Annotated in this window: 14 protein-coding genes; 2 read left to right on the forward strand and 12 right to left on the reverse strand. The window is 69.3% G+C overall.

Annotated elements, in window-relative coordinates; genetic code table 11:
- Nucleotides 1-10: 10 nt before the first annotated feature.
- Genes PARHAE_RS05110 through PARHAE_RS05130 form a run of 5 tightly spaced genes read right to left on the reverse strand, consistent with a single transcriptional unit; the run spans nt 11 to nt 6,479 of the window.
- Complete coding sequence (locus tag PARHAE_RS05110) at nt 11-1,600, reverse strand: acyl-CoA synthetase (RefSeq protein ID WP_126153526.1); 1,590 nt, start codon at nt 1,598-1,600, stop codon at nt 11-13.
- Complete coding sequence (locus PARHAE_RS05115; protein ID WP_126153527.1) at nt 1,597-2,766, reverse strand: acetyl-CoA acetyltransferase; 1,170 nt, start codon at nt 2,764-2,766, stop codon at nt 1,597-1,599. The genes PARHAE_RS05110 and PARHAE_RS05115 overlap by 4 nt, the downstream gene beginning before the upstream one ends.
- Nucleotides 2,763-3,557 carry an IclR family transcriptional regulator gene (locus PARHAE_RS05120; RefSeq protein ID WP_126153528.1) on the reverse strand — a complete coding sequence of 265 codons (795 nt, stop codon included), beginning with the start codon at nt 3,555-3,557 and terminating at the stop codon, nt 2,763-2,765. The genes PARHAE_RS05115 and PARHAE_RS05120 overlap by 4 nt, the downstream gene beginning before the upstream one ends.
- Nucleotides 3,557-4,573, reverse strand: a complete 1,017-nt coding sequence (locus tag PARHAE_RS05125) for a TRAP transporter substrate-binding protein (RefSeq protein WP_126153529.1) — start codon at nt 4,571-4,573, stop codon at nt 3,557-3,559. Before PARHAE_RS05125 ends, PARHAE_RS05120 begins: the two co-directional genes overlap by 1 nt.
- A 25-nt stretch (nt 4,574-4,598) precedes the next feature.
- Nucleotides 4,599-6,479 carry a TRAP transporter large permease gene (locus tag PARHAE_RS05130; RefSeq protein WP_126153530.1) on the reverse strand — a complete coding sequence of 627 codons (1,881 nt, stop codon included), beginning with the start codon at nt 6,477-6,479 and terminating at the stop codon, nt 4,599-4,601.
- Between the two features lie 270 nt (nt 6,480-6,749).
- Here PARHAE_RS05130 and PARHAE_RS05135 point away from each other — a divergent pair, with 270 nt between their 5' ends.
- Nucleotides 6,750-8,006 carry an Nramp family divalent metal transporter gene (locus tag PARHAE_RS05135; protein WP_206436869.1) on the forward strand — a complete coding sequence of 419 codons (1,257 nt, stop codon included), beginning with the start codon at nt 6,750-6,752 and terminating at the stop codon, nt 8,004-8,006.
- A gap of 41 nt (nt 8,007-8,047) precedes the next feature.
- On the opposite strand, the gene PARHAE_RS05140 is transcribed toward PARHAE_RS05135, so the two are convergent.
- The 5 genes from PARHAE_RS05140 to PARHAE_RS05160 are packed head-to-tail and all read right to left on the reverse strand — an operon-like array spanning nt 8,048 to nt 14,153.
- Nucleotides 8,048-9,817 (reverse strand): acetyl/propionyl/methylcrotonyl-CoA carboxylase subunit alpha, encoded by a 1,770-nt coding sequence (locus tag PARHAE_RS05140; protein WP_126153532.1) that lies wholly within the window; start codon nt 9,815-9,817, stop codon nt 8,048-8,050.
- Nucleotides 9,814-11,355 carry a 5-oxoprolinase subunit B/C family protein gene (locus PARHAE_RS05145; RefSeq protein WP_126153533.1) on the reverse strand — a complete coding sequence of 514 codons (1,542 nt, stop codon included), beginning with the start codon at nt 11,353-11,355 and terminating at the stop codon, nt 9,814-9,816. The genes PARHAE_RS05140 and PARHAE_RS05145 overlap by 4 nt, the downstream gene beginning before the upstream one ends.
- Nucleotides 11,356-11,357: 2 nt before the next feature.
- The gene (locus tag PARHAE_RS05150) at nt 11,358-12,140 is read right to left on the reverse strand and encodes a putative hydro-lyase (protein WP_126153534.1); all 783 of its coding nucleotides are present in this window, start codon (nt 12,138-12,140) and stop codon (nt 11,358-11,360) included.
- Entirely contained in the window at nt 12,140-12,907 is a 768-nt protein-coding gene (locus tag PARHAE_RS05155; protein ID WP_126153535.1) for a LamB/YcsF family protein, read from the reverse strand. Before PARHAE_RS05155 ends, PARHAE_RS05150 begins: the two co-directional genes overlap by 1 nt.
- 13 nt (nt 12,908-12,920) lie before the next feature.
- Complete coding sequence (locus tag PARHAE_RS05160) at nt 12,921-14,153, reverse strand: NRAMP family divalent metal transporter (RefSeq protein WP_126153536.1); 1,233 nt, start codon at nt 14,151-14,153, stop codon at nt 12,921-12,923.
- Between the two features lie 269 nt (nt 14,154-14,422).
- On the opposite strand from PARHAE_RS05160, the gene PARHAE_RS05165 reads away from it, so the two are divergent.
- Nucleotides 14,423-15,070: a GntR family transcriptional regulator gene (locus PARHAE_RS05165; RefSeq protein ID WP_126153537.1), complete on the forward strand. Its 648-nt coding sequence runs from the start codon at nt 14,423-14,425 to the stop codon at nt 15,068-15,070.
- Between the two features lie 6 nt (nt 15,071-15,076).
- On the opposite strand, the gene PARHAE_RS05170 is transcribed toward PARHAE_RS05165, so the two are convergent.
- Nucleotides 15,077-16,648 (reverse strand): PAS-domain containing protein, encoded by a 1,572-nt coding sequence (locus PARHAE_RS05170; protein WP_126153538.1) that lies wholly within the window; start codon nt 16,646-16,648, stop codon nt 15,077-15,079.
- Nucleotides 16,649-16,710: 62 nt separating this feature from the next.
- Nucleotides 16,711-17,961 carry an ActS/PrrB/RegB family redox-sensitive histidine kinase gene (locus tag PARHAE_RS05175; protein ID WP_420899388.1) on the reverse strand — a complete coding sequence of 417 codons (1,251 nt, stop codon included), beginning with the start codon at nt 17,959-17,961 and terminating at the stop codon, nt 16,711-16,713.
- Nucleotides 17,962-18,010 lie beyond the last annotated feature (49 nt).

Below are 18,010 nucleotides of genomic sequence, written 5' to 3' on the forward strand. Positions count from 1 at the left end.
GCCGGGGCCCTCATGCCGGGGTCTTGTCCAGCAACCCGCGCGCCTCGATTTCCTCGCGGATCATCTTCTTGGTGATCTTGCCATAGGCCGATTTCGGCAGGCTGTCCCAGAACAGGAACCGCTTGGGCATCTTGTAGCGCGAGAGCCTACCGTCGAGGAACGCCGCCAGTTCCGCCTCGGTCACCGGGGCGTTCGCCACACAGACCGCCCAGCCGATCTCGCCCCACAGCGGATCGGGCAGGCCCAGAACCGCGACTTCGCTGATGGCGGGATGGGTGAGGATCTTCTCCTCGATCTCGCGCGGATAGACGTTGGACCCGCCGGAAATGAACATGTCCGACTGCCGCCCGGTGATGTAGACGAAGCCCTCTTCGTCCATGTGGCCCAGGTCGCCGGTGCGGAACCAGCCATCGCGGAAGGATTTCGCGTTGGCCTCGGGGTTTTGGTAATAGCCCGCGAAGACGGCGGGGCCGATGCAGCAGATTTCCCCGGTCTCGCCCGGCGCGACCTCGCGGCCCTGTTCGTCCTGGATCTGGATCTCGATCCCCGTCCGGGCATGGCCGCAGGTGCCGATGCGGGCGGTGGGGCCGTCTTGGGCCTGATGCAGGTGGGCGGGCAGGACGGTGATGTTGCCGGTGACTTCGCCAAGGCCGAAATACTGGACCAGCACGGGGCCGAGCGTGTTCAGCGCGCGCTGCTGGTCCACCCGGTACATCGGCGCGCCGGCATAGATCACATAGCGCAGCGACGACGTGTCGGCCCCGGCGGTCGAGGGGTGTTCGACCAGCAGCTTCAGGATCGTCGGAACGGTGAACATGGTCGACACGCGCCATTCCCGCACCAGATCCCAGACTTGCGCCACGTCGAAACGCTCGGTCGGCAGCAGCACGGTCTTTACCCCCCGTGCCACCTGGGTCAGCTGATGGACCCCCGCGCCGTGCGACAAAGGCGCCACCACCAGCGAGGCATCCGCCCCCGTCAGCCCCGGCATCAGGTCGGCCAAGTGGTTCGTGACGACAAAGGCCATCTGCCCATGCGTCAGGACCGAGGCCTTGGGCCGCCCTGTGGTGCCCGAGGTGAAGAAGAACCAGCAGGGATCGTCGCGGTCCACGGCGGCAACCTGCGGGTGCTGGCCCAGGTGGTCGGCTGTGATCACATCGACGGACGGCCCGAAATCCGCCGCGCCGAAGGCCAGCGTCGTCACGCTGCAGGCGGCCGCATGGTCCGGGAACGCGGCGTTGCAGAACATCAGCGTCGCGCCCGAGGCTTCGGTCAGATAGGCGACCTCATCCGGCGTCTGGCGGAAGTTGGCGGGCACCCAGACGCCGCCCGCGCGCCAGACCGCGAACATCGCCTGCATCATCTCCATGCAGTTCTGCGACTGGCACATCACCCGACAGCCCTTGCGCAGCCCGAAGCGGGTCTGCAAGGCATGGGCCAAGGCATCGGTGCGGGCGTCCCATTCGGCCCAGGTCCAGCGGGCATCGCCCATCACCAGGGCCACGCCATCCGGGTCGCGCCGCGCCGCCTGCGCCAGGAAGGTCGCAAGGTTCATCACGCGGGTGGAGACGGGGGCCAGCCCGCCCACGGGGTCGGTCATCGCGCGCGCTCCAGGATGGAGCAGTAGTTGGCGACCGCCGTGCCGCCCATGTTGAAGACTCCGGCCAGGGTCGCGCCGGGCACCTGCATGTCGCCCGCGTCGCCGGTTAACTGCATCGCGGCCATCACATGCTGGCTCACGCCGGTCGCGCCGATGGGATGGCCGCGCGATTTCAGCCCGCCCGAGGGGTTCACCGGCAGCGCGCCGTCGATCCGCGTGGTGCCTTCGCGGATCACGCGCCAGCCCTGGCCGCGCGGGGCAAGGCCCATCGCCTCGTATTCGATCATCTCGGCGGTGGTGAAGCAGTCGTGGGTTTCCACCAGCGACAGATCAGAGATCGCCAGCCCCGCCTGATCCAGCGCCTGACGCCAGACCCGGTGCGCGCCCGCGAATTCGGTCGGATCGCGGCGCGACAGGGCCAGGGTGTCGCCCGCCTGCGCCCGCGCGCGGAACCGGATGGCGCGGGTCAGCCCCTCGGCCACCTCGGGCGCGGCCAGCACGATCGCCGCCGCGCCGTCCGACACCAGCGAGCAATCCGTGCGCCGCAGCGGCCCCGCCACCAGCGGGTTCTTGTCCGAGGGCATGTTGCAGAAGGCCAGGTCGAAGGGCTTCTGCATATGCGCGTAAGGGTTGCGCGCGCCGTTGGCGTGGTTCTTGGCGGCGATCATCGCCAGTTCCTCGGACTTGTCGCCGTTTTGCTGGAAATAGGCGTCGGTGATGCGCCCAAACACGCCCGCGAAGCCGCCGGGCGTGTCGCCTTCCTCGGCGACGTAACTGGCCGACAGCAGCACGCCCCCCACATCGGCGATGGGAATGGCGGTCATCTTTTCCGCGCCGATCACAAGCGCCACCTTGCCGCGCCCCGAGGCGATGAAATCCGCCGCCGCGTAAAGCGCCGCCGACCCCGTGGCGCAGGCGTTTTCGGTGCGCATGAAGGGGACGCCCGCAAGCTCGGGGCTGCCCATGGCGACCAGCGCGCCCTGAAAATCCTGGCGTTGGAAGCCGTTGTTGTAGACGCCGGTGAAGATGCCGTCCACGGCGTCAGGGGCGATCCCGGCATGGTCCAGCGCGGGCAGCGCGACCTCGGCCATCAGGGCCATGGTATCGGGCGCCTCGGCCTTGCCGAATTTCGTATGCGCCCAGCCGACGATCAGGGGGTCTGTCATGGGGTTGTCCTTTCGGTGTCGGGATCGGCAAGGCGCGCGGCGATAAGCGCGGCCTCGCGGTGGAGCAGCGCGGCAAGCTCCGCCTGCCGCGCGGGAGTCATGCGGTGTTCGACGGCGGCGATGGAGAGCGCCCCGGCAGGCCGCCCGTCCGGCCAGCGGATCGCCACGCCGAGGCCCCAGGAACCGGCCACGATCCGTCCGGGGTTCAGCGCGTGGCCGCGTTCCCGCGCCATCGCCAGATCGGCGCGCAGGTCGGGCATCAGATCGCCCACCAGTGGCGCCACGCGGGCCAGCAGCGCCGCCGCCTCCGCCTCGGGCAGGGCGGCGAGGATCGCAAGCGCCCCCGCGCCGACGCCCGCAGGCTTGCGGTCGCCGCGCATGAGCGCATGGGTGCGGACCGGGAAATCGCCCTCGATCCGTTCCAGGCAGAGCGTATGGTCGTCCTGCGGCACGGTCAGCAGCACGGTGTCGCCGGTCTCCCGCGCCAGCCGCAGCATGGCGTCGCGGGCATGGTGGACGATGCCGTGGCGTTCCGCCGCGAAGCCCGCCAGCAGATAGGTTTCCGGTCCCAGGTGATAGCGCCGCGTCGCGCGGTCCTGTTCGACCAGCCGCGCCGCGCCAAGCGCCAGCAGCAGCCGCCGCGCCGTGGGCCGCGCCAGGCCTGAGGCCGCCGCCAGTTGCGACAGCCCCAGGCCCTGCGCCCCGCCCCGCCCAACCAGGGACAGCAGCGACAGCGCACGCGCCACCGCCTGCGTTCCGCCTGTGTCAGCCGGGGCGGGTTCGTCGCGCATCAGGCAAGCTGCCGTCCGATGGCGGCTTCCAGGATGGCCCAGGCCTCGTCGCCATAGGTCTTCTTCCATTCGGCATAGAAGCCCGCTTCGCGCAGCTTGTCCTCGAACGCCTTGGGATCGGCGTCGTTGAAGACGAAGCCTTGGGCTTCCAGGTCGGTTTTCAGCGTTGCGTTCATCGCGGCGATGTCCTCGCGCTGCTTGAGGGCGGCGGCGTTGAAGTTGTCGGCCACGGCGGCCTGGATGTCCTCGGGCAGGGCGGCCCAGGCGCGGCGGTTGCCCAGCATCCAGAAGCCGTCCCACATGTGGTTGGTCATCGAGCAGTATTTCTGCACCTCCCACAGCTTGGCGACCTTCATGATCGCCAGCGGGTTTTCCTGTCCGTCCACGATGCCGGTCTGAAGCGCGGTATAGACCTCGGCGAAGTTGATCGACGCGGGGGCCGAGCCGAAGGCGGTGAACAGCGAGGTCCACAGCGGCGACACGGGAACGCGGATCTTGAAGCCTTCCAGGTCGGCGGGCGCGGTGATGGGCTTCGTGGAGGAGGTGATCTGGCGGAAGCCGTTGTCCCAGATCTTCTCCATCACCACCAGGCCCGCGCCTTCGATCTGGCCGCGTTCATAGGCGCCCAGTTCGCCATCCATGGCCTTCCACACGGTGTCATAGTCCGGGAAGGCGAAGCCCACGCCGTTGATGGACGCATTGGGGACCAGCGTGGACAGGATGATCGGCGACAACTGAAAGAATTCCACCCCGCCCGACCGCAGCTGTCCCAGAACGTCGGTATCCGCGCCAAGCTGGTTCGACGGGAAGATCTGCAAATCGAAGCGTCCGCCGGTGGCCTCCAGGATGGCCTTCTGCGCCTCGGCCAGGCGGACGTTGCTGGGATGGTCCAGCGGCTGATTGTTCGCCACCTTGTAGCTGAATTCGGCGGCCATCGCCGGGCGGACCCGGATGAACGGCGTGGCCAGGGCGCCGGCGGCGGCGCCCAGCATGATGGTGCGGCGGGTGATGGTCATTGGGGTTTCCTCCCTCCCAGAAGGTTCAGTTTGAAAGCAACGCGGTCGAGAACCAGGGCACGGCGGCGATGGCCAGCAGGCCGACCATCAGCGCGGCCAGATAGGGCCAGATCTTCGCCATCACCTGTTCGGCGGGCACGTTGGCGATCTTGCAGGCGATATAGAAGCCGATGCCGATGGGCGGGGCCATCAGCCCGATGTTCATCGCCGTGACGATCACCATGGCATAATGAATGTCGTGGATCCCCAGGCCGCGCGCGATGGGGAACATGATCGGTGCCAGCAACACGATGGCGGGCAGGCCTTCCAGCACGCAGCCCAGCACCAGGAAGATCAGGATCGAGGCGCCCATGAACACGATCCAGCCGCCCGGCAGGCCTGTCACCAGCACCATCAGGTCGCGCGCGAAGCCCGATTGCGTCAGCGCCCAGGCCATGGCGGATGCCGCGCCCAGGATCAGCAGGATCGCCCCCGACATGGCGGCGGTTTCCACCAGCATCGTGCCGGTGCGCCGCAGCGGGATGCCGCCATACAGCACCGCGCCGATGATGAAGGCATACAGCGTGGCGATGGTGCTGACCTCGGTCGCGGTGGCGACGCCGCCGCCGACCAGGCTGCGGATCATGAAGGGCAGCACCAGGGCGGGCGCGGCGATCAGGGCGGTCCTGCCGATCACGGACAGGGGGGCGCGGCGCACCCCCTCCATCCGTTCGCCACGGGCCTTCCAGCGGGCCAGGACCGCCAGCACGACCAGCAGCACCATGGCGATGGCGAAGCCGCTGGTGAACAGCCCGGCGATGGACACGCCCGCCACCGATCCCAGCACGATCAGCACGATCGAGGGCGGCACGGTATCGGCCATCGCCGCCCCGGTCGCCAGCAGCGCGGTCATTTCCGGCGCGGAATGGCCCCGGCGGCGCATTTCGGGAAACAGCGCGGGCGCGACCGTCGCCATGTCGGACACCTTGGACCCGGAAATCCCCGACACCAGGAACATGGATCCCAGCAGCACATAGCTCATCCCCGCCTTCACATGGCCGAACATGGATGCCAGGAAGCTGACGATGGCGCGGCCCATGCCGGTCGCGTCCAGGATGCAGCCCAGCAGCACGAAGACCGGCACCGACAGCAGGATCAGCGACGACATGCCTTCGTCGATACGGCCCATCATCACGAAGACGGGCGCGTGGCTGGCGAAGGTCAGATATCCCAGCGTGGCCAGCGCGAAGCAGAAGGCGATGGGCACCCCCACAGCCAGAAGCGCCCCCGCGAACAGGCCCAGGAACAGCGGCAGGTTCCAGTTGCCAAGCGCCAGCACGGCGGGTTTCGCCCACCACAGCCCGGCCACGATGGCGCCCGCCACCAGCAGCGTGCCCGCGATCACCCCCCATTCCCGCGTGCGCACCACGGACAGCACCATCAGCAGCGCCATCAGCCCGATCCCGGCGGGCAGGGCCGAGGCGCGCCAGGACATCGGGATCTGCAAGGCGGGCGAGGTGACGAAGGATTCCTCGTAGGCGTATTCGACCGCGACCGGGAACAGCCGCACCAGCAGCACGCAGACCAGCACGCTGCCCGCGATCTCCAGCACGCGGGCCAGCCGGCCGGGCAGCAGCGGCAGGAACACAGTCAGCCGCATGTGTTCGTGCCGGTCCACGGCAAGCGCGGCGCCCAGCATCGCCATCCAGATGAAGCTGATCGAGGCGACCTCGTCCCCCCAGATCAGCGGCTTGTGCAGGACATATCGGAAGAAGACATTGGCCAGCACCATCACGATCATCACGACCAGCAGCCCGGCGGCGGCGATCTCGACCGGGCGCATCCAGGTCTCGGCGCGCTTGGGTTCGCTCAGCGCCTCGATGCCGCCAAGCGCCAGTTCGGCGTCCTGCGCCTCGGTATGGTGCATCTGTCGTCCCCCCTTCGCGGCGGTCGCAGCCCCTCCCGGCTGCGGGGGAGTCCATATGGTGGACACCCCTCGCCTTGTCTTTCATCAGGAAATAAGCAGGGTCCGAGGCGGCGGGCAACCATTATCTTGCGAAAGCCGCTGGAATTCCGACGGGGCATTCCATCACGTGGATAACCGGCGCGGCATTCCTGTCCTGATGCGGAACGATATGGCGGATCAAGGCCTTATATGACCACCCCCGGTCCCTGGCGAACCAGCGAAGAGAGATTGATGACACACGGAAACCACCCCCCCGCCGAGCCGAAATGGAACCTTGTCGGCCCCGGCCTGGTCGTCGCCGCGACCGGCGTGGGCGCGGCCGATCTGATCGCCACCACCGTTGCGGGCAGCAAATACGGCTATGCCCTGCTGTGGGCGGTGGTCGCGGGCTGCATCATGAAGGTGATCCTGGTCGAGGGCGCGGGCCGTTACACCCTTGCCACCGGCAACACCATCTTTGAAGGCTGGTCCAGCCTGGGCCGTTGGACCCATTGGTATTTCGGACCCTATATCGTCATCTGGGGCTTCGTCTACGGCGCCGCCGCAATGGCGGGGACGGGGCTTGCGCTGTATTCGCTGCTGCCCTTCGGCAGCGTGGCGGCCTGGGGGATCGTGTCGGGCCTGCTGGGCCTGGCCCTGGTCTGGTCCGGCCGCTACGACCTGTTCGAGAAGGTGCTGACCGCCATGGTGATCCTGATGTTCATCACCATGCTGCTGGCCGCCATCCTGACCCTGCCGAACCTGGCCGAGATCGCGGCAGGCCTGGTCCCCGTGATCCCCGAGGGCGCGATGATCAACGTGTTGTCGGTGGCGGGCGGCGTCGGCGGCACGATCACGCTGGCGGCCTATGGCTATTGGCTGCGCGAAAAGGGCTGGACCACGCCGCGCTTCATGAGGGTGATGCGGCTGGACAATGGGATCGCCTATCTGGTGACGGGGATCTTCGTCATCTCGACCCTGATCGTCGGGGCCGAGCTTCTGTATTCCGCGCAGATCGCCATCGGCAGCGGCGACCAAGGCATGGTCGACCTGGCAGGCGTGCTGGCCGACCGTTACGGCGCCTGGATGGGCAAGCTGTTCCTGGTGGGCTTCTGGGCGGCGTCGATGTCGTCGCTGGTGGGCGTCTGGAACGGTGTCAGTCTGATGTTCGCGGATTTCTTCGGCCATGTGCAGGGCAAGCCGCACGACCATCCCGACCGGCTGTCGGGCGGGCGATACTATAAGTTCTATATCGTCTGGCTGACGATCCCGCCGATGGTCATGCTGTTTTTGGGCCAGCCGGTCTATCTGATCCTGGCCTATGGCGTGCTGGGCGCGCTGTTCATGCCCTTCATGGCAATCACGCTTCTGTGGATCCTGAACACCGCCCGCACCCCCGCCGAATGGCGCAACGGGCTGGTGGTCAACATCATGATGGGCCTTTGCGCGCTGACCTTCGCCGCCCTGGCGGTAGACCAGCTTCGCGGCGCCATCATGCGGGTTCTGTAAGGGCTTGCCCCGGCGCGCGGGCGGCGGCGCGCCGGGGTTTCTCAGCCGTCGATGCGGGCCAGGGGGGCGCCGAAGCCCAGCACCTCGCCCGGCTTGGCGGTCTGGCTGATGCGGCCTGCGCGATGCGCCTCGACGCGGGTCTCCATCTTCATCGCCTCCATCACCGCGATCACCTGGCCGGGCTGGACCTCCGCGCCGTCCTCGACCTGCCAGGCGGTCAGGGTGCCGGGGACCGGGGCGGTCACGACGGCGGCGTCGGCCTGGGGCGCGGCGGCTGGCGAGGGATCGGTTGCGCCGGGGGCGGCGGCCATGATTCCGGCGGGCAGGCCCAGTTCGTGGCGCTTGCCGTCGATCTCGATGGCGACGCGCAGCAGCGCCGGGGCCTGGGCGGGCGTCACGCGCGCATGGGGGGCCACGGCTTCGGCCAGGGTGCCGGCGAAGTCGGTCTCGATCCAGCGGGTATGGACGGCGAAGCGGTCATCCTCGGCGCGGAAATCGGACGCCTCCAGCACGGCGCGGTGGAAGGGCAGGACCGTCGCCACGCCCTCGATGCGGAACTCGGCCAGGGCGCGGCGGGCGCGGGCGATGGCCTCGGGCCGGGTGGCGCCGGTCACGATCAGCTTGGCCATCATCGAATCGAAGCTGCCGGGGATGACGGACCCGGCGACCACGCCGCTGTCCAGCCGGATGCCCGGCCCGGAGGGCGGATCGAAGCGGTCCACCGGGCCGGGCGTGGGCAGGAAGCCGCGCGCCACATCCTCGGCATTGATGCGGAATTCGATGCTGTGCCCGCGCGAGTCGGGCACGCCGTCATCGGCCAGCCTGGCCCCGCGCGCCACCGCGATCATGCCGCGCACCAGGTCGATGCCGGTGGTTTCCTCGGTTACGGGATGTTCGACCTGAAGGCGGGTGTTCACTTCCAGGAAGGAAATCGTCCCATTGGCCGACAGCAGGTATTCCACGGTCCCCGCGCCGCTGTAGCCCGCATGGGCGCAGATCGCGCGGGCGCTGTCATGGATGCGCGCGCGCTGTTCGTCGGTCAGGAACGGGGCGGGCGCTTCCTCGACCAGCTTCTGATTGCGGCGTTGCAGGGAACAGTCCCGCGTGCCGATCACCTTGACGGTGCCGTGGCGGTCGGCCAGCACCTGCGCCTCGATATGGCGGGGGCGGTCCAGGAACTGCTCGATGAAGCATTCGCCGCGGCCGAAGGCGGTCAGCGCCTCGCGCGTGGCCGAGGCGAACAGTTCCTCGACTTCCTCCAGCCGCCAGGCGACCTTCATGCCGCGCCCGCCGCCGCCGAAGGCCGCTTTGATGGCGATGGGCAGGCCGTGCTGGCGGGCAAAGGCCAGCGCATCGGCGGGCGTTTCGACCGGGCCGGGGGTGCCCGCGACCAGCGGCGCGCCGACCGCTTCCGCGATGCGCCGGGCTTCGATCTTGTCGCCCAGGGCGGTGATGACGGCAGGGTCGGGCCCGATCCAGATCAGGCCCGCATCCTGCACCGCCTGCGCGAAACCGGCGTTTTCGGACAGGAAGCCATAGCCCGGATGGATCGCGTCCGCGCCTGCGCGGCGGGCGATGGCGATGATCTTGTCCCCGTCCAGATAGGTGTCCGCCGGGCTGTCGCCGCCAAGCGCGAAGGCCTGGTCGGCCATCCCGACGAAGGGGGCGTCGCGGTCGGCATCGGCATAGACGGCGACCGTTTCGATTCCCTCGTCGCGGCAGGCGCGGATGACGCGGACGGCGATTTCCCCCCGGTTGGCGATCAGCAGGCGGGTCAGCGGCAGGGTCGGGCCGGTGGCGAAAATGGTCATGGCGTTGCCTCGATGTCCTGGAAGGGGGCGGCGGCGGTGAATCGGATCCGCGCGCCGGGGGGGATCTGGCCCGCCAGATCCAGTGCGGACGGCAGCAGGGTCGCGATCACCGGATAGCCGCCGGTCAGCGGATGGTCGGCCAGGAACAGCACCGGCTGGCCGGAATGGGGGATCTGGATGGCGCCTGTCTCGGTGCCCTCGGACGGCAGTTCGCGCGCATCGTCGCGGGTGACGGCGGTGCCCTCCAACCGGATGCCGACGCGGGACGATTGGGGCGTGACCAGCCAGTCCTGGGACAGGAACTGCGCGATCATGTCCGGGGTGAACCAGTCGGCGCGGGGGCCGAGGGCGACGGGCAACTCAACCGTGTCGCCGGGCTTCGGCAGCGCAGGCTGATCCTCGGGCGCGCCGATGGCGGCGGCGGAATGGTTTGCGGCATAGAGCCGCGCCCCGGCGGTCAGCGCCTGGGGACCGACGAAGGCCAGCGTGTCGGTCGCCGCCGACCCCAGAACCGGGGCCACGTCGAAGCCGCCGCGCAGCGCCAGATAGCTGCGCATTCCACAGGCGGGAGGCGGGATCAGCACCTCGTCCTCCGCATCCAGCGCGAAGGCCGAGGGCAGGGCCTGCCCGTCCAGCGTGGCCCGGCCCGCGCCGGTCAGCGCCAGCGTCACGGGCCGTTCCGCCCGCAGCCGCACGGGGCCCAGCGTGATCTCCAGCACCGGCGCGTCCGAGGGGTTGCCCACAGCGCGGTTCGCCCGGCGCATCGCCCCCATGTCCAGCGCGCCGGATGCCGAGACGCCCTGCCCGCCCTGCCCCGGCCGCCCCTCGTCCTGAAAGACGATGGGAAAGGCGGTCTGCACCACGGTCAGCACGGGTTGACCCTGCGGTTCCGGGATCGCGGCAGAGGGATGCACCTTTGCCGCCCCTTCGACGAAGCGGGCGCGGATGCCGGGGCGCAGCAGGGCGGGCGGGTCGCGGGACAGATCCCACATCGGCACCTTTGTCGTGCCGATCAGCTGCCAGCCGCCGGGCGTGTCCTGCGGATAGACGCCGCAGAACCGCGCCGCCAGCGCCACCGACCCCGCCGGGATCCTGGTGCGCGCCGCAGGGCGGCGGGGCACATCGAAACGCGGATCGTCGCCGGTCATGTAGGCGAAGCCCGGCGCGAAGCCGCAGAAGGCCACCTGCCAGGTGGCGGCCTGATGGGCGGCGATCACCTCGGCCACGGTCAGGTTCATGTGGGCCGCCACATCGGCCAGATCCTCGCCGTCATAACTCATCGGGATCTCGACCGTCTCGACCGGGCCTTCCGCGCGGAGCGTGCCCGGCGCGGGCTGGCGCGCCTGGATCGTCGCCGCCAGGGCGCCATCGGCGGCAAAGCCCGGTGCCACGCGAACCATCAGCGTGCGGGCGGCAGGGATGATCTCGGCCACGCCGTCGATGGGATCGGCCAGCAGCGCGTCGAACAGCGCCAGCGTTTCGTCCAGGTCGGCCAGTTCCACCAGCAGCGTGCGCGGCCCCACGGGAAGGAAGCGCATCGTCACACCTGCCACTGGCTGTCGGGGATGTCGGTGACGAACATGTGCCCCGGCGCATGGGTGATGGCGAAGGGCGGTTTCGAGGCCATGACGGCCGCCTGCGGCGTGACCCCGCAGGCCCAGAAGACCGGCACCTCTCCGTCGCGGATCTGGACCGGATCGCCGAAATCGGGGCGCGACAGATCCGCGATGCCCAGGCCGCCGGGGTCGCCGACATGGACCGGGGCGCCGTGGACCGCCGGGAAGCGGCCCGAGATCATCGCGGCCTCGGCCACGCGGTCCGCCGGGATCGGGCGCATCGACACGACCATCTGCCCGTGCAGCCGCCCGGCGGGACGGCAGGCGCGACTGGTCAGATACATCGGCACGTTGCAGCCCTGGGCGATATGGCGCACCTCGATCCCGGCCGCCTGCAAGGGCGTCTCGAAGGTGAAAGAGCATCCGATCAGGAAGGTCAAGAGGTCGGGATGCTCGGCCCAGGCCTCGGTCGCGTCGGCCACCTCATCGGCCAGCAGCCCGTCGCGCCAGATGCGATACAGGGGAATGTCGGTGCGCAGATCCGCGCCGGGCGCCAGCGCGGTCTGGTGGCTGCCGGGATCGGTCACGTCCAGCACCGGGCAGGGCTTGGGGTTGCGCTGCGCGAACAGCAGGAAATCCCAGGCCCAGTCGCGCGGCAGAGAGATCATGTTGCACTGCGTAAAGCCCGGCGCCATCCCGGCGGTGGGCGCGACGGTGCTGCGGCAGGCCAGGCGGGCGGCGGCGGCGCTTGCGGGATCGGGACGCATTAGACCGCCCCCGCGAAGGGGGCGATGGTGACGCCGCCCGCCACTAGCTCCTCTCGGATGCGGCGGGCCATGTCCACCGCGCCCGCGCTGTCGCCATGCACGCAGATGCTGTCGGCGGACAGGCGCAGGGTCGATCCGTCAACGGCCTCGATCACGCCCTCGGTCGCAAGGCGCAGCATCCGCGCGGCCACGGCATCGGCGTCGTGCAGCACCGCGCCCTGTTCCCGGCGCGACATAAGCTGGCCGTCCGGCGTATAGGCGCGGTCGCCGAACGCCTCGGCCACCGTCGCCAGCCCGGCGTCAGTGGCGCGAGACAGGATCGGCGCCCCGGCCAGCGCCATCAGCACCAGCGAATCGTCGATCTCGCGGATCGCGGCGATCACCGCATCGGCCTGGCGCGCGTCGTTGGCAATGGTGTTGTACAGCGCCCCGTGCGGCTTCACATAGCTGACCCGCATTCCCGCCGCCTGTGCTATCCCCTGCAAGGCACCGATCTGATAGATGACATCGGCGGTCAGTTCCGCCGAGGTCACGTCCATGGGGCGGCGCCCGAAGCCCACCCGGTCGGGGTATGACACATGCGCCCCGACCGCCACGCCCCGCGCCGCCGCCTGCGCCACGGTGGCGCGGATGGTCAGCGGGTCGCCCGCGTGAAAGCCGCAGGCGACGTTGGCGGAACTGACGATGCCCAGCATCGCCGCGTCGTCGCCCATGGTCCAGGCGCCATAGCCCTCGCCCAGGTCGCTGTTCAGGTCGATGGTTCGCATGGGTTTCCCCCTTTTACAGGCCCAGGAAGGCGAAGATCGCGCCGAAGGACCGATAGCCCATGTACCAGGTCAGCGCGCAGACGATGGCGCTGAGGATCAGCAGCGGCCGGTTGTAGCGGTGCCCGCCCATCAGGTCGGATCGCGCGAAGCCGACATAGGTGAAGATCGTCAGGCCGATGGGCAGGATCAGGCCGTTGAAGCCGCCCACGAAGACCAGCAGCGCGGCGGGCGCGGTGCCGATGGCCACGAACACCGCCAGCGACACGCCGATGAAGATCACCGTGGCGATGTTGCGGCTGCGCTCGGTCATCTCCATGAAGGCCACCAGGAAGCTGACCGAGGTATAGGCCGCGCCGATGACCGAGGTGATGGCCGCCGCCCACAGCACCACGCCGAAGATCCGCATCCCCCAGTCGCCAAGCGCTGCGGCGAAGGCCTGCGCCGCCGGGTTCGCGGCCTGGCTGGACAGATCCAGCGTCACACCCGAGGCGACGACGCCCAGGATCGCCAGGAACAGCACGAAGCGCATCACGCCGGTGACGGCGATCCCGGTCAGGGAGGCGCGGGTGACGGCGGCCAGGTGCTGTTCGCCGACCAGCCCCTTGTCCAGCAGCCGGTGCGCGCCGGAATAGGTGATATAGCCGCCCACGGTGCCGCCGACGATGGTGGTGATGGTCGGAAAGTCGATCACCGCCGGAAACACGGTCTGGCGCAGCGCCTCGCCCACCGGCGGGTTCGAGGTGACGGCGACGATCACCGTCATCACGATCATCAGGATGCCAAGCCCGATCAGCGATCGGTCCAGCAGCAGCCCGGCGCGTTTCGACAGGAACACCCCGATCGCCAGCAGGGCCGAGATGGCGCCGCCGATCTTCGGATCCAGGCCGAACATGGCGTTCATTCCCAGGCCCGCGCCCGCGATGTTGCCGACGTTGAAGGCCAGCCCGCCGATCATCACCAGCACCGCCAGCAGATAGCCCGATCCGGGGATCGCGGCATTCGCGGTCTCGGAGGCGTTCTTCCGGGTCAGCGCGGTGATGCGCCAGATGTTCAGCTGCACCACGAAGTCGATCAGGATCGAGGCCAGGATCGCAAAGGCGAAGGCCGCACCCAGCTTGGCGGTGAAGGTCGCGGTCTGGGTGATGAAGCCCGGCCCGATGGCCGAGGTCGCCATCAGGAAGATCGCCGCCAGGAACCCGCCCCGCAGGGTGGCATTGGCGGCCGTGGGAACGGCGGTGGCACTCATCAGTCATGCTCCTGCTGCAAGGAAGGGTGGCGTTTTCGGAATGACTGAAAAGTGAAGCCAGGATGACAGGCTGTCAACGATTATCTGACATATCTACCGTGATTGTTGAACAAAAGAACCGGAAAGAGCCTTCGAAATAAGCAGCTGACCTGCCGGGGGGCGGAATTTGTTCGCGGAACAGGCTTTGAAAAGCCCCCGATTCGGGCCGCATCGCCTTGCCTGTCCTGCTGGGGGCGTCCATCCTGCGTCTTGGGATATTGGGGCGGAAGATGACGACGGATCTGACCGGGCTTGCCGAGGAAACGGCCTCGCGGCTGCGCAACGACATCACCGGCGGCGCCCTGCCGCCGGGTCAGCGGCTGTCGGAAACCCGGCTGGCCGCCGAACTGGGCGTGTCGCGCAATACCCTGCGCGAGGTGTTCCGCCTGCTGACGCGCGAAGGCCTGTTGCGGCACGAACCCAATCGCGGGGTGTTCGTCGCGGTGCCGTCGATGGCCAGCATCGTCGACATCTACCGCGTGCGGCGGCTGATCGAGGTGCCCGCCCTGGCCCATGCCTGGCCCCGGCACGAGGCCGTGGCGCAGATGCGCCTTGCCGTCGAGAAGGCCCGCGCCGCGCGCGAGATCCAGGACTGGCGCATGGTCGGCAGCGCCAACATGGAATTCCATGCCGCCATCGTCGCGCTGACCGACAGCGCCCGGTTGCAGGGTTTCTTTGCGCAGATCATCGCGGAATTGCGGCTGGCCTTCGGGCTGCTGGACAGTCCCGAACGGCTGCACGAACCCTATATCGATCGCAACGCCCGGATCCTGGACTTGTTGGTCGAGGGGCGACAGGACCAGGCAGCGGCCATGCTGGCGGGGTATCTGGACGAATCCGAACGCGTGGTGCTGGCCGCCTTCGCCCGGTTGGGCTGAGGCGCGTCAACCCGCGCTTGCCAGCATCGCCTTGTCGTCCGCCAGGGCTGCGGCGGCGGGGTCGGGCAGGCGAAAGCGCACCATCTGCCGCCCGGCGCCCAGCTTCGTGACCGCCCAGCCCAGCAACTGCCCCTGCGGCCCCGCCATCAGCCCGGTGTCGCGCAGCCCCGTCTCGGCCTGGGTCAGCCGCGCGCCCAGGGCCGCGACACCCGATCCCGCCTCGGCCCCGGCCTGCCAGCAGGCCAGCGCCTCGGCCAGGCTTTCGGCGCCGGGCCACAACTCGCGATAGGGGCGGTTCGACATGATCACCTGCCCGTCCTGGCCGAATACCGCCACCGCGTCGCCCAGGCCGTCCAGGATGCTGTGGCCCAGCGTCATTTCGGCTCGGAAGCGGCGCGTCAGGCTCATTTCCGAGGTGATGTCCTCGAACAAAAAGGCCACGGCGCCGTCGGGATGCGGCCTGCCGGTCACGCGATAGGTCTGACCGCCCGGCAGGGACCATTCCTCGACATGGTGGCCGGTGGCGGCGGCGCTTTCCAGATCGCTCATCTGCTGGCGCCAGCTTCGGAAATCCTTGGGCTCGGGGACCATCCGCAATTCGCGCAGCTTGTCCAGAAGGTCGAACAGCGTCGGCCGCGCGGTCAGGAAGCCGGTGGGCAGGCTGGTCAGGTCGATCAGCGCCGGGTTGAACAGTTGCAGATGCCGCTGCCGGTCGAAGATCGCCAGTCCGATGGGCAGGTCGGCGAAGGTCTTGGTCAGCGTCTGCACGAATTCCCGCAGGGATCGTTCGGCGCGCACGGCGGCATCGGCGGGCAGCGCGAACATCATCGTCTGATCGCCGGTCGGGTGGCTGTGGCAGTCGTACCAGAACACCGCCCCGTTCTGGGTCAGCGAGGCGCGCCGCGTCCGCGTCCCGGCGCCCGGCACCGGGCGCGGCGAATCCAGCAGGCGCGGCAGGGGCCAGCCGATGGGCTCGTCCGCCTGCGCCTCGGCCTTGCGCAGATAGGCGGCGTTGGCCCAGGTCACGCGTTCCTCGGCATCCTGGCGCCAGACCAGCATCGGCGTCTGGTCCAGAGACCGGCGCAGCAGGTCCAGTTCCTCCTCCATCGCCTGCTGGGACATCGAATCGACGACGATTCCCGCATATTCCGCCTGGGGGTCGGTAATGGTGATGCGCAGCAGATCCGAATCGATCTGTTCGACCAGCAGCCTCAGGGTGGCGCTGCCGGTGCCGGATTGGCCCAGGCATTCGAAGCGGCCTGCCCGGCCGATGCGCGACAGCCCGTCGATGGCGTCGGGAAAGCGCGGGCCGATCCATTGCAGCAGCCGCGTCCATTCGCTTTCCGGCGCCGAGATGCGGTCCAGAAGCGCGCGGGCGGGCGGCGTCGCGTCCACCAGGCGCTGGCCCCGGAACAGCAGCACCATCGGCTTCAGGCTGCCGTCCAGGCCCTGCGGCAGGCGCGCCCCGCGCCGCCCCGGACCCCTGTCCCACCACCGCAGCAGCGCGACCGCCAGCAGGACCGAGGCGGTGCCCGTCAACACCGCCAGAAAGACCAGCCCGATACCGTGCAGGGACATCAGAAGCTCCTTCGCGTTTGGACAACCTTAAAGCGAAGGGGCTTAACGAACAGTTAAAAACGTCATGTCATCCGGGGATTGTCGCCCAGGGCCGCGCGCGCGTCGGCGGCGATCCGGTCCAGCGGCCAGCGGACGGTCACGACAGCGCCCGGCCCGCCATTGTCGAAATCCAGCCGCGCGCCGGACCGTTCCAGCAGCGTCTTGGCGATGAACAGGCCCAGGCCCATGCCGTCATAGCCCTCGCGCTGCGGCCCGCCGCGCTTGCTGGTCAGATAGGGATCGCCGATCCGCGCCAGCAGCGCGGGCGGATAGCCGGGGCCGTCGTCGCGGATCGTCACCGCCAGCCAGCCGTCCCCGGCCTGCGATTCGATCACCACGCGGGCGGCGGCGAAATCGACGGCGTTCTGGATCAGGTTGCGCAGCGCGTGGATGACGGCGGGGTCGCGGCGGATCTGGGGCCCGTCGGCGCGGATCTCGACCACGGGGCCGCGTCCGGCATGAGGTTCGGCGGCGTCCTCCAGCACGGTGCGCAGGGGGGCGCTGCGCAGGTGCAGGTCGTCCTTGCCCGCCCGGCCCATGCTGCGCAGGATGTCGCCGCAGCGCACGGCGGAATCGCGCAGCGCGATGGCGTCGGCTTGCAGGTCGGGGCGGTCGTCCAGTTCGTCCGCAAGTTCGGCCGCGATCAGCTTGATGGTGGCCAGGGGGGTGCCCATCTCGTGCGCGGCGGCCGCCACGACGCCGCCCAGATGTTGCAGCCGCTGTTCGCGCGCCAGGGCCATCTGCGTCGCGAACAGCGCGTTCGAGGTCGCCTGAAGTTCCGCCGTCACCCGATGCGCATAGCCCGCGAAGAACACCACCCCGATCATCAGCGCCGCCCAGTGCCCCAACGCCAGGACCGGCGCCAGGGCCAGTTCGGTCCCGTCCGCGTCGTGCAGGGGCAGCGCGAATCGCGACGCCAGCGACACCAGGATCATCGTCGCCAGGCCCAGGGCCACTGTCTGGCGGGTGTCCAGCGATGTCGCGGCCACCGTCACCGGCGCCAGGACCAGCAGGGCGAAGGGATTGGCCAGCCCGCCGGTCAGCGCCATCAGGGCGGAAATCTGGATCACGTCGAAGGCCAGATGCACCACCGCCAGCCGGGCCGAGGTGCGGCGCCGGGGCCACAGCCCCTGCCACAGGTTCAGGGCCGCGGCGGCGGCGATCAGCGCCAGGACGGGACCGATGGCGAAGCCGATGCCCATCAGATGCGCGACCACCACCGCCGCCGTCTGCCCGGCGATCGCGAACCACCGCAGCAGAATCAGGGTCCGCATGCGGATCGGCTCGGCCTGGGTGGCGGGACCGGAGGGAGGGGCGATGGGG

This window comes from Paracoccus haematequi (genome assembly GCF_900631945.1).
In the GTDB taxonomy this organism is placed as follows: Bacteria; Pseudomonadota; Alphaproteobacteria; order Rhodobacterales; family Rhodobacteraceae; genus Paracoccus; species Paracoccus haematequi_A.